Annotated in this window: 16 protein-coding genes; all 16 read left to right on the forward strand. The window is 43.9% G+C overall.

Annotated features, from left to right (window positions below):
• The first annotated feature begins 45 nt into the window (after positions 1 to 45).
• The 16 genes from PG418_RS05035 (at position 46) to rlmH (ending at position 20,025) form a co-directional block, all read left to right on the forward strand.
• Entirely contained in the window at positions 46 to 1,569 is a 1,524-nt protein-coding gene (locus PG418_RS05035) for an NAD(P)H-hydrate dehydratase (RefSeq protein ID WP_498837150.1), read from the forward strand.
• A complete protein-coding gene (gene alr, locus PG418_RS05040) occupies positions 1,566 to 2,729 on the forward strand; it encodes an alanine racemase (RefSeq protein ID WP_055156700.1) in 1,164 nt (387 codons plus the stop codon). Before PG418_RS05035 ends, alr begins: the two co-directional genes overlap by 4 nt.
• A gap of 90 nt (positions 2,730 to 2,819) precedes the next feature.
• Positions 2,820 to 3,167, forward strand: a complete 348-nt coding sequence (locus PG418_RS05045) for a type II toxin-antitoxin system PemK/MazF family toxin (protein ID WP_022219890.1) — start codon at positions 2,820 to 2,822, stop codon at positions 3,165 to 3,167.
• Positions 3,168 to 3,189: 22 nt separating this feature from the next.
• Entirely contained in the window at positions 3,190 to 4,032 is an 843-nt protein-coding gene (locus tag PG418_RS05050; protein ID WP_118217805.1) for a hemolysin family protein, read from the forward strand.
• Positions 4,033 to 4,083: 51 nt separating this feature from the next.
• A complete protein-coding gene (locus PG418_RS05055; protein ID WP_022219892.1) occupies positions 4,084 to 4,818 on the forward strand; it encodes a YebC/PmpR family DNA-binding transcriptional regulator in 735 nt (244 codons plus the stop codon).
• A gap of 23 nt (positions 4,819 to 4,841) precedes the next feature.
• Positions 4,842 to 5,603, forward strand: coding sequence for a CFI-box-CTERM domain-containing protein (locus PG418_RS05060; RefSeq protein ID WP_195368148.1), 762 nt, complete (start codon positions 4,842 to 4,844; stop codon positions 5,601 to 5,603).
• Between the two features lie 248 nt (positions 5,604 to 5,851).
• Positions 5,852 to 6,583 (forward strand): ClpP family protease, encoded by a 732-nt coding sequence (locus PG418_RS05065; protein ID WP_055260573.1) that lies wholly within the window; start codon positions 5,852 to 5,854, stop codon positions 6,581 to 6,583.
• Between the two features lie 143 nt (positions 6,584 to 6,726).
• On the forward strand, positions 6,727 to 9,381 hold the full coding sequence (locus PG418_RS05070; RefSeq protein ID WP_498837151.1) for an FtsK/SpoIIIE family DNA translocase: 2,655 nt from the start codon (positions 6,727 to 6,729) through the stop codon (positions 9,379 to 9,381).
• A gap of 32 nt (positions 9,382 to 9,413) precedes the next feature.
• A complete protein-coding gene (locus PG418_RS05075) occupies positions 9,414 to 11,081 on the forward strand; it encodes a formate--tetrahydrofolate ligase (RefSeq protein WP_055156706.1) in 1,668 nt (555 codons plus the stop codon).
• Between the two features lie 33 nt (positions 11,082 to 11,114).
• Positions 11,115 to 12,488, forward strand: a complete 1,374-nt coding sequence (locus PG418_RS05080; RefSeq protein WP_055248863.1) for a chitobiase/beta-hexosaminidase C-terminal domain-containing protein — start codon at positions 11,115 to 11,117, stop codon at positions 12,486 to 12,488.
• 295 nt (positions 12,489 to 12,783) lie between these two features.
• Positions 12,784 to 13,965 carry an iron-containing alcohol dehydrogenase gene (locus tag PG418_RS05085; RefSeq protein ID WP_022219898.1) on the forward strand — a complete coding sequence of 394 codons (1,182 nt, stop codon included), beginning with the start codon at positions 12,784 to 12,786 and terminating at the stop codon, positions 13,963 to 13,965.
• Positions 13,966 to 14,258: 293 nt separating this feature from the next.
• Complete coding sequence (locus PG418_RS05090; protein WP_055156711.1) at positions 14,259 to 15,146, forward strand: sulfide/dihydroorotate dehydrogenase-like FAD/NAD-binding protein; 888 nt, start codon at positions 14,259 to 14,261, stop codon at positions 15,144 to 15,146.
• Entirely contained in the window at positions 15,146 to 16,531 is a 1,386-nt protein-coding gene (gltA, locus tag PG418_RS05095; RefSeq protein ID WP_022219900.1) for an NADPH-dependent glutamate synthase, read from the forward strand. The genes PG418_RS05090 and gltA overlap by 1 nt, the downstream gene beginning before the upstream one ends.
• Positions 16,532 to 16,786: 255 nt before the next feature.
• Positions 16,787 to 17,461 carry an HAD family hydrolase gene (locus PG418_RS05100; RefSeq protein WP_498837152.1) on the forward strand — a complete coding sequence of 225 codons (675 nt, stop codon included), beginning with the start codon at positions 16,787 to 16,789 and terminating at the stop codon, positions 17,459 to 17,461.
• A 2-nt stretch (positions 17,462 to 17,463) separates the two neighbouring features.
• Positions 17,464 to 19,506: a HelD family protein gene (locus PG418_RS05105; RefSeq protein ID WP_498837153.1), complete on the forward strand. Its 2,043-nt coding sequence runs from the start codon at positions 17,464 to 17,466 to the stop codon at positions 19,504 to 19,506.
• 39 nt (positions 19,507 to 19,545) lie between these two features.
• The gene (gene rlmH / locus PG418_RS05110) at positions 19,546 to 20,025 is read left to right on the forward strand and encodes a 23S rRNA (pseudouridine(1915)-N(3))-methyltransferase RlmH (RefSeq protein WP_022219903.1); all 480 of its coding nucleotides are present in this window, start codon (positions 19,546 to 19,548) and stop codon (positions 20,023 to 20,025) included.
• The last annotated feature ends 71 nt before the right edge of the window (positions 20,026 to 20,096 follow it).

The raw sequence follows: 20,096 nt of genomic DNA on the forward strand, positions 1-20,096 counted from the left end.
TTTTTCCTGCACCTTTTTGAAAATTAAATGTATGGGAGACCGGATATGAAAGAAATACTGACAGCAGATCAGATGAGAAGATCGGATCAGAGAATGATACAGAAGATGCAGGTCCCGTCCCTTGTCCTGATGGAACGGGCGGCACTTCAGTGTGTGGCTGCGATGAAAGCAGAAGACATAGATTTGTCGAAAGCATTGGTCGTGTGTGGAAGTGGCAATAACGGTGGTGACGGATTCGCAATTGCAAGGATGCTCGTAGAAGAAGGAAATCATCCAGATGTAGTATTGGTCGGAAATTATGACCATCGTAGTGAAGAAACAAAAATCCAGATGAAAATTCTGGAAAATCTGGGAATATCTGTAGGAAACAGTTTGCCACAGAAAGAATATAGTGTTATTATAGATGCCGTATTCGGTATTGGCCTATCCCGTGAAATAAAAGGCAGATACGCAGAGGTGATTGATCAGATGAATCGGATGACTGCCTGTAAGGTGGCAGTCGACACTCCTTCAGGGATCCGTTCGGATGATGGAAAAGTGCTTGGAACGGCATTTAAAGCAGATCTTACAGTGACCTTTGCGTTTCAGAAGATGGGACAGATCCTATATCCGGGATGTGAGTATACAGGAAAGCTTGTTACAGCGCCGATCGGAATTACCAGACCGGAGTTTTTTGCGGAAGAAGAAATCTGCATGGCACTTGAAAAATCCGATGTGCCGGCAATGCTGCCGCAAAGGAAACCGGATTCTAATAAAGGGACTTATGGAAAGGTTCTGATGATTACCGGAAGCAAAGGAATGTCCGGTGCAGCATATTTAAGTGCCAGGGCAGCATATCTTTCGGGAGCAGGTCTTGTCCGGATTTATACGGAGGAAAGTAACCGGGCAATCTTACAGGAACTTTTACCGGAGGCGGTAATGACGACCTATTCTCTGGATGAGACAGAATCATTTGAAGAACTTCCGGATTTGCTGGAATGGGCGGATGTGCTCTGTATTGGATGCGGACTCGGTATGGGACCGCATTCGGAGGAATTACTGAAAAAGGTGCTTGAGAATAATAAAACCCCGGCTGTTATTGATGCGGACGGACTGAACCTTCTGGCAAAGACCGATGAGTGGGGGACCGAACAGATTCGGATGAATCCTTCCGGATATGTACTTACTCCACATATGAAAGAAATGTCCAGACTGACCGGATACAGCGTACAGGAATTAAAAGACAACAGAAGAGAGCTATTAAGGAAATATACAGAAAAAGTCCATGCTGTCTGTGTACTGAAAGACAGCAGGACACTTGTGAAAGCGCCAGAGGGAAGGCTTATGATCAATACCACCGGTAATGCGGCAATGGCAAAGGCCGGATCGGGAGATGTGCTTGCAGGAATGATCACCGGACTTATGGCACAGCATATGAGACCGGATGATGCCGCTGTGCTTGGCGTTTATCTGCATGGCCTGTGCGGAGATCATGCCAGAAAAGAACTTGGCTCTTACAGTGTGCTTGCGGGTGATCTCTTGAAAATGCTCGGCAGAACACTTAAGGAATTGGAGGATATGACAGAATGAAGAAATACAGCAGACTGCGTGCGGTGATCGATCTGGATGCGGTGATGTATAACATGGAAATGATGCATGCAAATATAGAAAAAGGAACCAAGATGGTCGTGGTCATCAAGACAGATGGTTATGGTCATGGAGCGGTGCCGATTTCAAGAATGCTGGAAGATGTGGACTATGTCTGGGGCTATGCGGTCGCAACTCTGGATGAAGGTGTTGTACTCAGAAAAGCCGGCATTCAGAAGCCGATTCTTTGCCTGGGATGTATTTTCCCGGACCAGATGGAAGAGATGATCCGTCATGAGATCCGCATGACAACCTACAGCTATGAGCTTGCGAAGCTTGCGGATGAGACCGCATACCGTATGGGGAAGAAGGCATATCTGCACATTAAGATCGATACAGGAATGTCAAGACTTGGCTTTCCGGTAGCGAAAGAAAGTGTAGAGGAGATCCTTAAGATCGGCAGACTTGTTTATACGGATTGCGAAGGAATGTTTACCCATTTTTCAAAGGCAGATGAGACGGATAAGACCACGACACTGGAACAGATCCGTGCTTTTCTGTGGATGAAAGAACATCTTGCAGCAGAAGGTATGGAATTTACTTATTATCACTGTGCAAACAGTGCAAGTATCATTGATATGCCAAAGCTTGGAATGAATCTGGAGAGAGCCGGGATTTCTACCTATGGACTGTATCCGTCAGATGAAGTCAATAAGGAGGCAGTTCCGCTCCGGCCGGCAATGGAGCTGATCGCGCATGTGACTTATGTGAAATGGATTGAAAAGGGTACGGAAGTCAGCTACGGAGGCACCTTTGTTGCCCCGAAAAGGATGCAGATCGCCACGATCCCGACGGGATATGGAGACGGATACCCAAGAAGTCTTTCCAACAAAGGATATGTTCTGATCCATGGTCAGAAGGCGCCGATCCTTGGCAGAGTCTGTATGGATCAGTTTATGGTAGATGTGACCGGAATTCCGGATGTGAAATTTGGTGACAGGGCAACACTGGTCGGCCACGATGGGGATGCTTATCTTTCAATAGATGAACTTGCCAACCTGAGCGGTAGATTTAACTATGAATTTATCTGTGATATCAATAAACGTGTTCCGAGGGAATATCTGCGTGACGGAAAAGTTGTAGAGCAGGTCGATTATTTCTAAAATGCGGGGATGCACTTCGAAAGAGATATGAATACAGCAGGAGAAAGCTGGCAATAATGAAAGTATCTTGATAAGCGGAGTGTGAAAGAAGTGCAGATCAGGCGTGGAGATATTTATTATGCGGATTTAAGTCCGGTAGTCGGTTCGGAGCAGGGCGGTGTGCGTCCGGTTCTTGTCATCCAGAATGATGTCGGGAACCGGCACAGTCCGACCGTTATCTGTGCCGCGATCACTTCAAGGATGAATAAAGCGAAGCTGCCGACACATGTGGAAATCGATGCAAAAAGGTACAGAATCGTCAAGGATTCTGTTGTCCTTCTGGAGCAGATTCGGACGATCGATAAACAGAGACTGAAGGATTACGTGTGCCGGGTAGACAAAGAGCTTATGAGAAAAGTCGATGAAGCGCTGTGCGTCAGCCTGATGCTTCATACATAAAAGAGGAGAAGTATGGAAAGCAATGGAAACGGAAGGTAATTTACTTCAGAAAATGAAAAATGTATTTTCTGACAATGAAGATAAAGAGAAAATTGCAGAAGAAATCATTGAAAAAGTACTGGAAGGCTATGAAAAAGGTGTTCTGACAAGACGTGAGATGAAGATGATCACCAACATTTTTGAATATATGGATTCGGATGCAAAAGATATCATGACGCACCGGAAAAATATCGTAGCACTGGATGGAGAGGAATCTCTGGAAAAAGCACTTACCTTTATGCTGGAGGAGAACAAATCCAGATTCCCGGTTTATGAAGAAGATATTGACAACATTGTGGGGATTCTTCATATCCGGGATGCGATGCAGAGCTACCTGGACGGTCCGGCAAGGGAAAAACCGGTGCATGATCTGAAGGATGCCATCCGTCCGGCAGGATTTATCCCGGAAACAAAGGCGATTGACAAACTGTTTCAACAGATGCAGCAGGACAAGAGCCATATGGTGATCGTGCTGGATGAGTATGGACAGACATCAGGGATCGTTACGATGGAAGATATTGTAGAAGAAATCGTTGGAAATATCCAGGATGAGTATGATGAGGAAGAAGAGCTGATCATCAAACAGGCAGATGGTACATATATCGTGGATGGTATGACACAGCTGGAGGATCTGGAAGAGCTTCTGGGAATCAGTTTCAACGAAGAAGATTACGATACGATCAATGGTTATCTGATCGACTGCCTGGACAGAATTCCTTCGGAAGATGAAGAATGTCAGGTGGAATTCGGAGGCTATCTGTTCCATGTATTGTCAGTTGATAATAATACAATACGCAAAGTCCTTGTCAGTAGGACAAAAAAGTGATAAAATAGTACAATTGAGAATAGTAAAAATACTGAAGAGAGGTAAAAAGTAATGTCAGGACATTCAAAATTTGCGAATATCAAGCATAAAAAAGAAAAAAACGACGCAGCAAAAGGAAAAGTATTCACGAAGATCGGTCGTGAAATCGCTGTAGCAGTCAAAGAAGGAGGCGGAGCTGATCCGGCTAACAACAGCAGACTCCGTGATGCGATTGCAAAGGCAAAAGCAAATAATATGCCAAATGACAATATTGACAGAAGTATCAAAAAAGCAGCCGGAGACGGAGATGCTAACAACTACGAACACATCGTATACGAAGGATACGGACCGAACGGAACTGCAATCATCGTTGATGCACTTACTGATAACCGTAACCGTACTGCTTCTAATGTAAGAAGCGCTTTCACAAAGGGAAAAGGAAATATCGGAACCAGTGGATGTGTTTCTTTCATGTTTGATCAGAAAGGACAGATCATTGTCGATAAAGAAGAATGTGAACTGGATGCAGATGATCTGATGATGCAGGCACTGGATGCAGGAGCAGAAGATTTTTCGGAAGAAGAGGACAGCTTTGAAATTCTTACAGATCCGAATGATTTCAGTGAGGTTCGTCTTGCTCTGGAAGAAGCGGGTATTCCGATGGCAAGCGCAGAAGTTACAATGATTCCACAGACATGGGTAACTTTGGACAACGAAGAAGATATCAAGAACATTCAGAAGACACTTGATCTTCTTGAAGATGATGATGATGTACAGGAAGTATATCATAACTGGGAAGAAGCATAGGATCGATTCCGGGAGGAACCTGAATGAATCAGAGTATACAGAATGGACTGAATGACCTGTTTGACCAGATTATTCCGATTTCCGGAGATTTCAATAAAAAGACTTATGCGGATTCGTTTAAAAATGCATACGAGAAGTATAAGCCGCTTTTTACTGAGATTGCACAGGAATGCGAGAATTCGGAAGACAGACAGGAAGAGATTGAAGAGATTGCTGCTGTTCTGCCGGATAGAATGCGGGAAGTACTGGATCAGGAAAGTTCAAAAAGAAAAAAAGAAAATGTACTTATGAAATATAATCTGGGCATGGTTACGTATGTGATCCCGATGTTCCGTTATGGCAGAATGGATGCTTGTGAAGAGATTGTAGACTGCATGATCGAACGCTGGAATGATCATGATCTGGAACTAAAGATCAGTAAATCGGAATTCGAGCAGATCCAGGGAGGCTTCAAATCACGTCTCTGCTATATTACTACAGCCGTATGTGCAAGTCTTGGCAAACCTGATGACTGTTACGAACTGAATCTGATGAGAAGATACAGAGATGAATATCTGGTGAATCAAAAAGGCGGCGAAGAAATTGTTGCCGAGTATTACGATATTGCTCCGACAATCGTAAACCGGATCAACCGGATGGAAAATTCAGAAGATGTATATGCAGATATCTGGAGCCGTTATCTTCACCCATGTGTTTCCATGATCGAATCCGATAATCTGGAGGCATGCCGCAAGATTTATACGGATATGGTATATAGCCTGCGCAGGAAATATTTATTTTCATAATGTTTAAATCAAAGAGAATGTGCCGAGTCGCATTCTCTTTTGCATATACAGTGAATCAGGTACAGATTTGTGTCGGTACAAGAATCTGCGATTCATTTCTGTGGCGAAAATCCTGCATATTTTCATAAGCATTGTCCATACTAAGCTAAAAAGAACGGAGGAATGCGGCAATGAAGATACAGGAAGAAACGGATGTAAAAGAATACCAGATACGCAAGAAAAAGAGCAGGGAACAGACTGTAGAAAATATGGAAAATAAAGAAAAGGCAGTCAGAGAGACAGAGCCGGAAACCACAAAGGAAGAAGATGAACATGTTAAAGAAATGGGAATGCTTTCGCTTGACCGACGTCGGAATCATCAGATCGAGCTACTCACGATCATCGGCGAAGTAGAAGGGCATGAGACGGTTTCCGGCAGTACAAAGGCAACCAAGTATGAGCACCTGCTTCCAAAGCTGGCACAGATTGAGAACAGTGTTCAGACTGATGGTGTGCTGATTCTCTTAAATACACTGGGCGGAGATGTGGAGGCGGGACTTGCGATTGCGGAAATGATCGCGTCCTTAAGCAAACCGACAGTATCTCTGGTACTTGGAGGGTGTCATTCTATCGGTGGCCCTCTTGCTGTGTCGGCAGATTATTCTTTTATTGTTCCAAGTGGGACGATGATCATTCACCCGGTGCGGACAAGCGGAATGTTCATCGGTGTGGCACAAAGCCTGCGGAATATTGAAAAGACGCAGGACCGGATCACCGGATTTCTTGCAGAGCATTCCGGAATGTCACAGGAGCGGATTGAAGAACTGATGCTGGATTCCACACAGCTTGTCAAAGATGTGGGGACAATGCTGGAAGGGAAACGTGCAGTGGAGGAAGGACTCATTGATGAAGTTGGCGGAATAAGAGATGCATTAAATAAATTGCATGAAATGATTGATGAAAAAATGGAAAATACTGATAAAAATTATGAGATGACATAAGGCGAAGAGGATGCTATAATAAAATAGTATGTACAAGTATACACTTTTGATGACTGATTCCGGATACTATATCTGGGGAGAGAGGAGAAGGAATCGGTCATTTGATTACAAGATAAAGAGTATAAATACAAGGGGGAAGTTTGATGGCTTCAAAGACAACCGGAACAAAGAAAAATGCAAAGCAGAGCACGGCGAAAAAGCGGCAGCCTACGAAGAAGACAAGTGCAAAGTCTGCGAAATCTGCGAAGACAACCAGAAAGAATACCACATCAAAAGCTGTGCCGCAGGAAGAATCATTTCTTGCAACGGAGATTCTGATCTGGGTGACACTTGCGGTAGGGATTCTGCTCACAATCAGCAATTTCGGACTTGCAGGTGCATTTGGAAGAAAGATTGCAGCACTGCAGCAGGGAATGATGGGTTGGATGGCGTATGTATTTCCACTGCTTTTATTTTGTGGAGTCGCGTTTGTGGTTTCCAATAAAGGAAACAGGATCGCATATATTAAGACTGTTGCAGGCGTTGTATTACTGGTTCAGTGCTGTGTGCTCTTTGAACTGATTGATGAAAAAGGCGGATCTGTTGGAAAGGCAATTGCGGTCAGACTGGTGCCGGCAATCGGTAAAGTTGGTACATATGTTGTCGTGATCATTTTAATGGTGATCTGTGTAGTCCTTATCACAGAAAAGTCTATTCTAAAAGGAATGAAGATCGGCGGGGAAAAAGCGTATGACCGTGCCAGAGAGGACATGCAGAAGCGTAAAGAAGAGGCTGAGGAACGCAGGGCAAGACGGGAAGCTATGCGTGTTGATTATCAGGTAAGCGGCGTTTCCTTTAATTCGACAGTTGGAGGAAAAGAGAACGAGGCAGAAAAAGCAGAAGAAAAAGCCAGAAAAGAAGCAAAGGAAAGCACAGAAAAGAAAGCTACCAGACGCAGCCGGAAAGATATGAGCAGCGTGCTTGCCGGTGCAGAAGAAGCGGCTGCAAAGCACATTATGGAACAGACTGGGAAAATTGCACTGGATGATGTAGTGATCAATCGTGCGATGCCCCTTTCCGCTACAGAGCTGATCCCGGATCCGGAACCGGTTCCCCTTGAGCCGGTGAAAGAAAAACTCCCGAAGTTCTTAAAAAGAGCGATGCAGGAAGCAGAAAAAAAGACGGAGTCCGGTAAAGATATACAGACAGATGTGGCTGAAGAAAATTTATCAGCGGTGCAGACAGAAGACGGAATAAAAAGACAGGTCTCCGGAAATTCAAAAGTTAAGGCAGATATCCCAAAAGAGGTGGCTGCTGTTGCAGATACGATTGCAAAAAGTGAGAAACCGGTCAGGGAATACCGCTTTCCACCTCTTAGTCTGTTGAAGCATGGAAGTAAAACCTCCGGAGATTCGGATGCGCATCTGCGGGAGACAGCAGCAAAGCTCCAGAAGACACTTCAAACCTTCGGTGTGAATGTTACAATCACTAATATCAGCTGCGGACCTTCTGTCACACGCTATGAGTTACAGCCTGAGATGGGGGTGAAAGTCAGCAAGATCGTAGGACTTGCGGATGACATCAAGTTGAACCTGGCGGCGGCTGATATCCGTATTGAGGCACCGATCCCGGGAAAAGCAGCGGTCGGCATTGAAGTTCCGAATAAGGAAAATACTGCAGTTATGCTGCGTGATCTTCTGGAATCAGATGAATTTAAGAAAAGTAGATCACGGATCGCATTTGCGACAGGTCGTGACATTTCAGGTAAAGTGGTGGTATCAGATATCGCAAAGATGCCGCATCTGCTTGTCGCAGGAGCTACCGGATCCGGTAAATCTGTCTGTATCAATACGATCATTATGAGTATTATCTACAAAGCAAAACCGGAGGATGTGAAGCTGATCATGGTAGATCCAAAGGTGGTGGAATTAAGTGTATATAATGGAATTCCACATCTGATGATCCCGGTTGTAACGGATCCGAAGAAGGCAGCAGGAGCTTTGAACTGGGCGGTTGCGGAAATGAACAGACGTTATCAGCTTTTTGCCGAGTATAATGTCCGTGATCTGAAAGGTTACAATGATAAAGTCGAGAACATTAAAGATATTGATGATCCGAATAAAGCACAGAAACTTCCACAGATTGTAATTATTGTAGATGAACTTGCAGACCTGATGATGGTTGCACCTGGAGAAGTAGAAGAGGCAATCTGCCGTCTGGCACAGCTTGCGCGTGCGGCAGGACTTCATCTGGTTCTTGCAACGCAGAGACCATCGGTTAATGTCATTACCGGTTTGATTAAGGCAAATATGCCATCAAGAATAGCATTTTCTGTATCATCCGGTGTGGATTCCCGTACCATCATTGATATGAATGGCGCGGAGAAGCTGCTTGGAAAAGGCGATATGTTGTTCTATCCGGCTGGCTATCAGAAGCCGGTACGTGTTCAGGGGGCTTTTGTTTCTGATAAAGAAGTCCAGGCAGTGGTTGATTTCCTAAAAGAGAACAGCGGAGGCGCAGCCTACAGTGAAGAGATCCAGAAGCAGGTGAATAGTAATCAGAATGTATCTGCGGGAGGAGCATCTTCCGAGGACGACAAAGATGTCTACTTTGTAGATGCAGGAAAGTTTATCATTGAAAAAGACAAAGCATCGATCGGAATGCTCCAACGGGTGTTTAAGATCGGGTTTAACCGTGCGGCGCGGATTATGGATCAGCTTGCCGAGGCAGGAGTCGTAGGAGAAGAAGAAGGTACCAAACCAAGAAAAGTACTGATGTCTATGGAACAGTTTGAGCAATACATAGAAGAATCAGTTTAAGAAACGCAGAAGAAAAAAGGGAGGATATAATTATGAAGACAGACATTCAGATCGCACAGGAGGCAGAGATGCTCCATATTCGCGAGGTTGCAGCAAAGGTTGGAATTGAAGAGGAAGACCTTGAGTTTTACGGCAAGTATAAGGCAAAATTATCGGATGAACTGATGGAAAGAGTAAAAGACAGACCAGATGGAAAGCTGGTACTTGTTACTGCAATCAATCCGACTCCGGCGGGAGAGGGGAAGACGACGATTACCGTTGGACTTGGAGAGGCAATGGCAAAGCTCGGTAAAAAAGCTCTGATCGCTCTGCGCGAGCCATCTCTCGGACCTTGCTTTGGAATTAAAGGCGGTGCTGCCGGTGGCGGTTATGCACAGGTTGTACCGATGGAAGATCTGAATCTTCATTTTACCGGAGATTTTCATGCGATCACATCGGCAAATAACCTGCTTGCAGCTCTTCTTGACAACCATATCCAGCAGGGAAATGCTCTTGGAATCGATCCGAGACAGGTTGTGTGGAAACGGTGTGTAGATATGAATGACCGTGTACTGCGTAATGTAGTAGTTGGTCTTGGAAATAAAATGGACGGAATGGTAAGAGAGGATCATTTTGTGATTACGGTTGCGTCCGAAATTATGGCAATTTTATGTCTGGCAGACGATCTGGAAGATCTGAAAAAACGTCTTGGCAGAATCATTGTTGCCTATACATTTTCCGGAGAACCGGTTACAGCTGACCAGCTTCATGCAACCGGTGCAATGACAGCACTGTTAAAGGATGCGATCAAGCCGAATATTATCCAGACTCTGGAACATACACCGGCACTGGTACACGGTGGTCCGTTCGCAAATATTGCACATGGCTGCAACAGTGTACGTGCAACCAAGATGGCACTTAAGCTGAGTGATATCACGATCACAGAAGCGGGATTCGGTGCGGATCTGGGTGCAGAGAAGTTTATGGATATCAAGTGCCGTATGGCGGGACTGAAACCGGACGCAGTAGTTCTGGTTGCAACGGTACGTGCATTAAAATACAATGGTGGCGTGCCAAAAGACGAACTGAACAAAGAAAATCTGGATGCTCTTGCAAAAGGAATTGTAAATCTTGAAAAGCATATTGAGAACCTGCAGAAATTCGGCGTTCCGGTTGTGGTTACCTTGAATTCATTTGTCAGTGATACTGAAGCAGAATACGAATTTATCCGTAAGTTCTGCGAAGACAGAGGCTGCGAATTTGCCCTTGCAGAAGTATGGGGTAAAGGCGGAGACGGCGGAAAAGAGCTGGCAGAGAAAGTATTACAGACTCTGGAGACAAAAGAAAGCCATTATCATCCGATTTACAGTGATGAGTTATCAATTGCAGAGAAGATCGAGACAATCTGCAAAGAGATTTACGGAGCAAAGAGTGTTGTATATGAACCTGCTGCAAAGAAACAGCTTGCACGAATTGAATCAATGGGCTTTGGCAAGTTCCCGGTATGTATGGCAAAGAACCAGTATTCTCTGTCCGATGATGCGAAGCTTCTTGGACGTCCGGAGAACTTTGATATCCATATCCGTGAAGTCTATGTAAATGCAGGAGCAGGATTTGTTGTTGCTCTTACCGGAGCAATCATGACCATGCCGGGTCTTCCGAAAGTACCTGCAGCAAATGGAATTGATGTAGAAGACGGTAAAATTACCGGATTGTTCTAAAAGAAGTATGATACCAGAAGGAGACGAAAGACAATGAAATGTATGCACTGTGGAGCAGATTTGCCTGAAGATCAGTTGATTTGTCCTAGATGCGGCAGGGAAATACAGATCGTGCCTGATTATAACCCACTTGATGATATGCTGACTGCTCAGTTAAAAGGAGGCATTACACAGACAATGTCGCTTCATCTGGGTGAGCAGGAAAAGCAAGATGTCAGCTATTCTGGTGTGGCAAATCCGGTATATGAAAGACGGGAAAGTGTTGGAGGAGAGACCAGGTGTGTGGGAAATTCAGGAAGTGTTGGTCGTCGCCAGCAGGAAACTGTGACCAGGCGTGGAAGAGATGCGGTGGTCAGACGCAGTGATGTCAGACCGGCTACCGGACGTGTGGGTCAAAGAGAAGATGCGCGGGAACAGACGAGAAGAGCGTATGAAGAAGAACGCAGATTGCGGCGTATGCGGGCAGAAAAGAGAAAAGAGCGCGCCAGAAAAAAACGTCGGAAAATGCTGCTTATGTTACTGGCGGGGTGTATTGTTCTGGCAGGACTCATTTTCTTGTTTTATCAAAATTCATATACCGGAAAAGTAAAGAAAGGATACCGGCTTCTGGCAGCTTCCGAATATGAGAACGCACTCACTGTATTTGAAAAAGCAGCTTCTGGAAGTCCGAAGAAAGCAGAAGCTTATACAGGGATTTCAAAGGTTTATATTGCCAAGGATGATCTGGATCAGGCAGAAGAAGTTTTTACAGACGAGATTGCAAAGCAGTCCGGAAATGCAGAAATTTATCGTGCAGCGGTAGAATTTTATATTGATACCAAACAGGAAGAAAAGGTATCACCGCTTCTGAATGCATGTACCAGTGATACGGTTCTTGAAGCACTGAAGGATTATGTGTCAGGTGAACCGGAGTTTAGTCTGGATGAGACAGAGACATATGATGAAGTGCAGGCACTGGAACTGACCGGAAAAGGAAAAGCAATCTACTATACGACAGACGGCTCAGAGCCGACAACTTCAAGTACGAAATATACGGAACCGATCAAGATCGGTGAAGGTGAGACGACGGTGAAAGCAATTTCTGTTAATAAGAAAGGAATTCCAAGCCTGACAGAAAGTAAAACTTATAAAGTTGAGTTCCCGATTGCAGATGCGCCGGCGGTGACTCCATCGACCGGGCAGTATAACCATGTCCAATCGATCAGTGTAGTTGTACCGGATAAGTATACGGCATATTACACGACGGATGGATCAGATCCGGATCCGGAGAATAATTCTGCGACGCAGGAGTATACCGGGCCGATCGTAATGCCGGCGGGAAGTACGATTTTCAGCTTTATTCTGCAGGATCAAAAAGGCAGATTAAGTGATGTCACAAGAAGAAATTATGAACTGAATACAGATTAAAACCCGATTATAAGAAGAGAGTATGCCAAGCCGTCTGCTTGTCAGAGCATGACTGGTAAAGCGTACTCTTTTTCGATTACTTTCATTTTTGAAAAATTTGCGTAAAATATGTGAAATATATCACAAATCAATTATTTTATGAATAGGGTAGAAATAATATGGTTTATTAAAAATGTATAATTGTATGGAAATAAGTACAATTTATTTGTGGTAAAATGTTGCAAAAAGCATAGAATTGAGATACAATATGATTGTCAAAAAGATAACATACTTTAAGGGCAAAGGAGTGTTTGAAATGAGCAGATTTACATTACCAAGAGATATTTACCATGGAAAAGGATGTCTTGAAGAACTGAAGAACCTGAAAGGAAAAAAAGCAATCCTGGTTGTCGGAGGAGGCTCCATGAAGCGTCAGGGATTCCTCGACAGAGCTGAGAACTATCTGAAAGAAGCAGGAATGGAAGTAAAGCTTTTTGAAGGTGTTGAGCCAGATCCATCTGTTGAGACCGTTATGAAAGGTGCAGCAGTTATGCAGGAGTTCCAGCCGGACTGGATCGTAGCTATGGGTGGCGGATCACCGATTGATGCTGCAAAAGCAATGTGGGCATTCTATGAATATCCGGATGTTACATTTGAAGATCTCTGTATTCCGTTCAACTTCCCGGAACTGAGAACAAAAGCAAAATTTGCTGCAATTCCGTCAACATCAGGAACAGCAACAGAAGTAACAGCATTCTCCGTTATTACCAACTATCAGACCGGAGTAAAATACCCACTTGCCGATTTTAATATTACACCGGACGTTGCAATTGTAGATCCGGATCTTGTCATGGGTCTCCCAGTAAAGCAGGTTGCTTACACAGGTATGGATGCACTGACACATGCGATCGAAGCTTATGTATCTACCTTGAACTGTCCATTTACAGATCCGCTTGCACTGCAGGCAATCGAGATGGTTCTGGATTACCTTCCGGCATCTTACAAATGTGATATGGTAGCAAGAGAGCAGATGCATTATGCACAGTGTCTTGCAGGAATGGCATTCTCCAATGCACTTCTTGGAATCGTACATTCTATGGCACATAAGACAGGTGCGGCATTTTCAACCGGACACATTCCGCACGGATGCGCAAATGCAATTTACCTTCCATATGTAATTAAGTATAATGCAAAAGATCCGGTCGCTGCAAAACGTTATGCAGAAATCGCACGCAGAATGGGACTTCCGGGTACATCTGAGAAAGCGCTGATCAACAGCCTGTGTGCAAAGATTGATGCATTTAATGTAGAACTGAATATTCCGAAGACACTGAAAGATTTCGGTATTGACGAAGCAGAATTCAAAGAAAAAATTGCAAAGATTTCAGAACTTGCAGTTGGTGATGCATGTACAGGATCCAACCCACGTCCGATCGATCCGGCAGCTATGGAAAAACTTTTCAACTGTACATATTATGGAACAGAAGTAGATTTCTAAAAAAGAGAATACAGTTCTTACAGAGACAGACGGCCTCGATACTGACCGTCTGTCTCATTTTATATCCGGTCAGCAGGTACAAATTCGTGCCGGCACAAGATTTAATACGGTTGAAAAATTTGGTAACCGGAAGAATTTTGGCAGATTTATAGAAGAAATATTAGTACTTATAGATAAAAAAGATAGTTATATTTATGACATAAATAATTTTTTAACAAATTAAAAAGAAATACTTGCTATTTACTTTGCAATAATTTATCATAAAGAGAGTAAATATTTTAGGAGGCAATGCAATGTACAAGATAAGAAAAGCTGAAAAACTGGCTGATAAGATTTATCTTATGGATGTAGAAGCACCACGTGTGGCAAAGCACTGTGAGCCAGGACAGTTCGTAATTGTCAAGATGGATGACAAGGGGGAAAGAATTCCGCTGACAATCTGCGATTATGACAGAGAAGAAGGAACAATTACCATCGTATTCCAGACAGTAGGAGCATCTACTGAGAAGATGGCACAATTAAAAGCAGGAGACTCTTTCAGAGATTTCACAGGACCACTCGGATGTCCATCTGAACTGATTTCAGAAGATATTGAGAGTCTGAAGAATAAAAAGATCTTATTTGTAGCCGGCGGTGTTGGTGCAGCCCCTGTATACCCGCAGGTTAAATGGATGCACGCACATGGGATCGATGTAGATGTTATCGTTGGTTCTAAGACAAAAGATATGCTGATTCTCGAAAAAGAGATGGAAGCTGTTGCAGGAAATTATTACCCATGTACAGATGACGGTACATACGGACATGCAGGTATGGTAACAACAAAGATCGAAGCACTTGTTGCAGAAGGTAACAAGTATGATGTCTGTGTTGCAATCGGACCGATGATCATGATGAAATTCGTTTGTCTGCTCACAAAGAAACTCGAAATCCCGACTATCGTCAGCATGAACCCGATCATGGTAGACGGAACAGGTATGTGTGGCGCATGCCGTCTCCATGTAGGTGATGAAATCAAATTTGCATGTGTAGACGGACCGGAATTTGACGGACATCTCGTTAACTTTGATGAAGCAATGAAGAGACAGCAGATGTATAAGACTCAGGAAGGCAGAGCTATGCTGAAATTACAGGAAGGTGACACACATCACGGTGGATGCGGTCATTGCGGAGGTGACGAATAATGGCAGACGTATTAAAGAAAGTACCTGTAAGAGAACAGGATCCGAAGGTACGTGCAACAAATTTTGAAGAAGTATGTTATGGATATAATCAGGAAGAGGCAATGGAAGAAGCAAGCCGTTGCATCAACTGTAAGAATGCTAAATGTATTCAGGGATGCCCGGTAGGAATCAATATTCCTGCATTTGTTCATGAAGTAAAAGAAGGCAATATCGAAGAAGCATATAAGATTATCGGACAGTCTTCTGCACTTCCTGCTGTTTGTGGACGTGTATGTCCTCAGGAATCACAGTGCGAAGGAAAATGTATCCGTGGTATCAAAGGAGAATCTATTTCTATCGGTAAGCTGGAAAGATTCGTTGCTGATTACGCTCTGGAGCATGACATCAAACCGGTTGGAGCTGACAAGAAGAACGGACACAAAGTTGCCGTTATCGGTTCAGGCCCTGCAGGACTTACCTGTGCAGGCGACCTTGCAAAGCTTGGCTATGATGTAACTGTATTTGAAGCACTTCATGAACTCGGTGGAGTACTTGTATATGGTATTCCGGAATTCCGTCTTCCAAAACAGAAAGTCGTTGCAAAAGAGATCGCAAAAGTAAAAGAGCTTGGTGTTCACTTTGAGACAAACGTTGTAATCGGTAAATCTACTACAATTGATATGCTGATTGAAGACGAAGGATTCGAAGCAGTATTTATCGGATCAGGAGCAGGACTTCCAAAATTCATGGGAATCCCGGGAGAAAATGCCAACGGTGTATTTTCTGCAAATGAATACCTGACAAGAAGTAACCTTATGAAAGCGTTTGATGATTCTTATGATACACCGATCGCAGCTGGTAAGAAAGTTGCAGTTGTTGGTGGTGGTAACGTAGCAATGGATGCTGCAAGAACAGCACTTCGTCTTGGAGCAGAAGTTCATATCGTATATCGTCGTAGCGAAGAAGAGCTTCCGGCCCGTGTAGAAGAAGTTCATCACGCAAAAGAAGAAGGTGTACAGTTCGACCTACTGACAAACCCGGTAGAAGTCCTTGAAGAAGATGGATGGGTAAAAGGAATCAAATGTGTTCGTATGGAACTTGGTGAACCGGACGCATCAGGAAGAAGACGTCCTGTACCGGTTGAAGGTTCTGAATTCGTGATCGATGTTGATACAGTTATCATGTCACTCGGAACATCACCGAACCCGCTGATTTCTTCTACAACAGAAGGACTGGAAGTTAACAAGTGGAAATGTATCGTTGCAGACGAAGAACACGGAAAGACTTCTAAAGAAGGCGTATACGCAGGTGGAGATGCCGTAACAGGTGCAGCTACAGTAATCCTTGCTATGGGAGCCGGAAAAGCTGGTGCAAGAGGTATCGACGAGTATCTTTCAAATAAATAAGGGTTATGACCGCAGTTTCCTTTGATAGGGACTGCGGTTTTTGTATAGGTTGTGTAGACCACTTTGAAAAAAATAATCGTTCCAATTCAAGTTGTGCAAAGGGGAGAAAACTGGCGGTTATAAAGGGCGGAGAAATAGACGCTGGTTTGTGTGTTTTGGCTGATTTTAAAGGAGGTTTGGAGATTAGGGTTTCTGGACAAGAAGAGTTAAAAATGGTACAATAAAAAAAGTATTATTTTGTGAAAGAGGGTTATTATGAAGTATAAATATATCTTATTTGACTTGGATGGGACGATTACGGAATCGGGACCGGGGATCATGAATTCGGTGGAGTATGCGCTGAATAAAATGAACCGGGAGGTTGGTGAGCGGGATACTTTAAAGAAATTTATCGGACCGCCGTTGACGGAATCAATGGAGAAATATTATGGGATGTCTGAGGAAGAGGCACTGCTTGGAGTAAAGTATTACCGGGAATATTATGCGGTGAAAGGCATTTTTGAGAATTCGGTGTATGAAGGGCTTGCGGAGACGCTGGAATCCTTGAAAAATGAAGGATATATACTTGCAGTGGCGACTTCCAAACCGGAAGAGTATGCAAAAAGGATTGCAGACAAATTTGACTTTGCAAAATATTTTGCAGGGATTTACGGGGCTACGATGGATGGATCACTGATCCGGAAGGCAGATGTGATCCGGTATGCGTTGGATAACCTGGGCGTAGAAAGGGAGAATTACGATCAGGTCGTTATGGTCGGTGACAGAAATAATGATATCTACGGTGCAAAGGAGAATGGGATCCAGGTGATCGGTGTCCTGTATGGATACGGAGATCTTGTGGAGCTTCAAAGTGCCGGTGCAGATTACATTGCAAAGATGCCGGAAGAGATTGCACAAATCATCGGAAGATGTAATCATGAGAGGGTTTGAATATGAGTAACAGCGACGCAATGAACAGTGAGATTCGGTTTCTGGAAGAGGTTGAAGAGAAACTGAAGACACGCATTACCGAGATCAACGCATCGTTTCTTGAAGGAGAAAAACAGATTGAGAGCATGCATGATTATTATTGGGAAAACTATACGGAAATGGATGAGTATGGTTATGAAAATTATGATAATCAGCAGGCACTTCTCGGAGAAGTTAATGCGAACAATGAGCGTCTGATGAAAAAACAGCGCCTTAAGAAAATGATCGACTCCCCATATTTCGGAAGAGTGGATTTTCTCTTTGAGGGGGAAGAAGAAAGCGAAAGTTTTTACATCGGAATCGGCAATTTTGCGCCTAAGGCAGGAATGACGCCACTGATCTACGACTGGAGGGCGCCAGTGAGCGGTCTTTTTTATGATTATGACAGAGGACAGGCTTCTTATGAAGCACCGGGAGGAACCATTGAAGGGGAGATTACTTCCAAATGGCAGTATAAGATCAAGAAAGGAAAGATGGTTTATGCATTTGAAAGTGACACCAAGATTGATGATGAGATCCTGAAACAGGAGCTTGGAAGTAACGGGGATGTACAACTGAAGAATATTGTCCGTACTATCCAGAAAGAACAGAATGAGATCATTCGGAATGTAAAGGACAAAGTTCTGGTCATTCAGGGAGCCGCAGGAAGTGGGAAAACCTCCGTTGCACTGCACCGGATTGCATATCTTTTGTATCACGACAGGAAAAATTTAAAAGCATCGGATATCCTGATCCTTTCACCGAACAGCGTATTTGCGGATTATATTTCCCACATTCTGCCAGAGCTTGGAGAAGAAAATATCCAGGAGATGAGTTTTGATCTGTTTGCGTACAGAGAATTGAAAGGAATCGTATCGGACTGTGAGGACCGTTATGATTATCTGGAGAAGCTGATCCATTTTCCGGAGATGGGAATCCGGGAGAGCTATCTGAAGAAGCAGTCTGCCGGATTTGTCGGAGAGATGGAAGGCTTTCTGGCAGTTCTGGAAGATCAGCTGATGGATTTTAAGCCGGTTAAGATCCGTACTCTGGAAAAAACCGAAGAGGAGCTGATCCATCTGTTCTATTTCAAATTTCAGGATATTCCGATCCTTGCAAGAATGGATGCGGTGATGGAATATCTGGTGGATGAATACGAGACATTGTATAACCGGAATCTTCCGGAAGATGAGGTAGAAGAGATCCGGGAGAAATTCAACCGGATGTATGTCACCCGTGATATTTACAAAATATATAACTGGTTTTTGGAGGACAGTGGGTATGAGACACTGGCAAAAATTCCGTATGAGAACAGAAAACTCCAGTATGAAGACGTATTTCCGGTACTTTATCTCAAATACCGGATGCTTGGAGGAACCAGACATAAGCATATCAAGCATCTGGTGATCGACGAGATGCAGGATTATTCATATTTGCAGTACGTGGTACTGTCCCGGCTGTTTTCCTGCCGGATGACGATCCTTGGCGACCGGGCGCAGACACTGGACAGTCAGATGCAGGATGTACTGACATTCCTGCCGAAGATTTTCGGACGTACGATCCGCAAGATCATCATGAATAAAAGTTACCGGAATACCATTGAAATCGCAGAGTATGCAGCGAAATTTACCGGGGAAAAGGATCTGGAATATCTGGAGCGTCATGGCAAACCAGTGACCGAAAAGACATTTGATTCGGATGAGGAACTGTTAAATGAACTTATCCGGGAGGCAGATGCCGGAATGGATAAATATGAGACCGCCGCAGTTCTGACGGAGACGATGGACGAGGCGTATACAATGACCAGGATGCTTTCAAACCGTGGACTTCCGGTAAACTGTATTGACCGGGACAGCAGTACCTTTGAAAAAGGCGTGACAGTAACGACTTTCTATATGGCAAAAGGACTGGAATTTGATCAGGTATTCGGCGTGTTCCCGAAGAAAGAAAATCCGATGACCGGGCAGGCAAAATACATCTGTGCAACAAGAGCACTGCATGAGCTTTATATGTATGAAAGGGCATAATTGTACAGACTGATACAGCGAAAGAGAGGAAGGAACAGGATGAAGATAACCGTACTGACGGTTGGAAAAATAAAAGAAAAGTATCTGCGGGATGCGATCGCGGAATATACGAAGAGACTGAGCCGCTACTGCAAGCTGGAGATCATTGAGGTGGCGGATGAAAAGACACCGGACAATGCCAGCGAAAATGCAGAGGAAATGATCCGGCAAAAAGAGGCCGAACGTCTTTTGAAATATATCCGTGAGGATGCATATCTTATTACACTGGAGATAGGCGGAAAGCAGCTGACCTCCGAAGAATTTTCAGAGAAAATTGAAAAACTTGGCATTCAGGGAACCAGTCACATTATTTTTGTGATTGGCGGATCCATAGGGATCGGGAAGGCAGTTCTGGAAAAATCGGATTACGCACTTAGTTTTTCAAAAATGACATTTCCGCACCAGCTGATGCGTGTAATCCTGCTAGAGCAAATTTACCGTGGATACCGGATCATGTCGGGAGAACCCTATCACAAATAGAAAAGAGGTCATTAACAGTTAAATATAAATTATAAAATCATATAAGTAGATATTGAGTTTTATAAGATATT

The sequence above is a fragment of the Bariatricus sp. TF06-38A genome (assembly GCF_027690675.1).
Lineage (GTDB): Bacteria > Bacillota > Clostridia > Lachnospirales > Lachnospiraceae > Allocoprococcus > Allocoprococcus comes.

Coding starts and splice junctions, on each gene's coding strand:
- PG418_RS05035 (WP_498837150.1), top strand. CDS start 46: ATGAAAGAAATACTGACAGCAGATCAGATGAGAAGATCGGATCAGAGA.
- alr (WP_055156700.1), top strand. CDS start 1,566: ATGAAGAAATACAGCAGACTGCGTGCGGTGATCGATCTGGATGCGGTG.
- PG418_RS05050 (WP_118217805.1), top strand. CDS start 3,190: ATGGAAACGGAAGGTAATTTACTTCAGAAAATGAAAAATGTATTTTCT.
- PG418_RS05055 (WP_022219892.1), top strand. CDS start 4,084: ATGTCAGGACATTCAAAATTTGCGAATATCAAGCATAAAAAAGAAAAA.
- PG418_RS05060 (WP_195368148.1), top strand. CDS start 4,842: ATGAATCAGAGTATACAGAATGGACTGAATGACCTGTTTGACCAGATT.
- PG418_RS05065 (WP_055260573.1), top strand. CDS start 5,852: ATGGAAAATAAAGAAAAGGCAGTCAGAGAGACAGAGCCGGAAACCACA.
- PG418_RS05070 (WP_498837151.1), top strand. CDS start 6,727: ATGGCTTCAAAGACAACCGGAACAAAGAAAAATGCAAAGCAGAGCACG.
- PG418_RS05075 (WP_055156706.1), top strand. CDS start 9,414: ATGAAGACAGACATTCAGATCGCACAGGAGGCAGAGATGCTCCATATT.
- PG418_RS05080 (WP_055248863.1), top strand. CDS start 11,115: ATGAAATGTATGCACTGTGGAGCAGATTTGCCTGAAGATCAGTTGATT.
- PG418_RS05085 (WP_022219898.1), top strand. CDS start 12,784: ATGAGCAGATTTACATTACCAAGAGATATTTACCATGGAAAAGGATGT.
- PG418_RS05090 (WP_055156711.1), top strand. CDS start 14,259: ATGTACAAGATAAGAAAAGCTGAAAAACTGGCTGATAAGATTTATCTT.
- gltA (WP_022219900.1), top strand. CDS start 15,146: ATGGCAGACGTATTAAAGAAAGTACCTGTAAGAGAACAGGATCCGAAG.
- PG418_RS05100 (WP_498837152.1), top strand. CDS start 16,787: ATGAAGTATAAATATATCTTATTTGACTTGGATGGGACGATTACGGAA.
- PG418_RS05105 (WP_498837153.1), top strand. CDS start 17,464: ATGAGTAACAGCGACGCAATGAACAGTGAGATTCGGTTTCTGGAAGAG.
- rlmH (WP_022219903.1), top strand. CDS start 19,546: ATGAAGATAACCGTACTGACGGTTGGAAAAATAAAAGAAAAGTATCTG.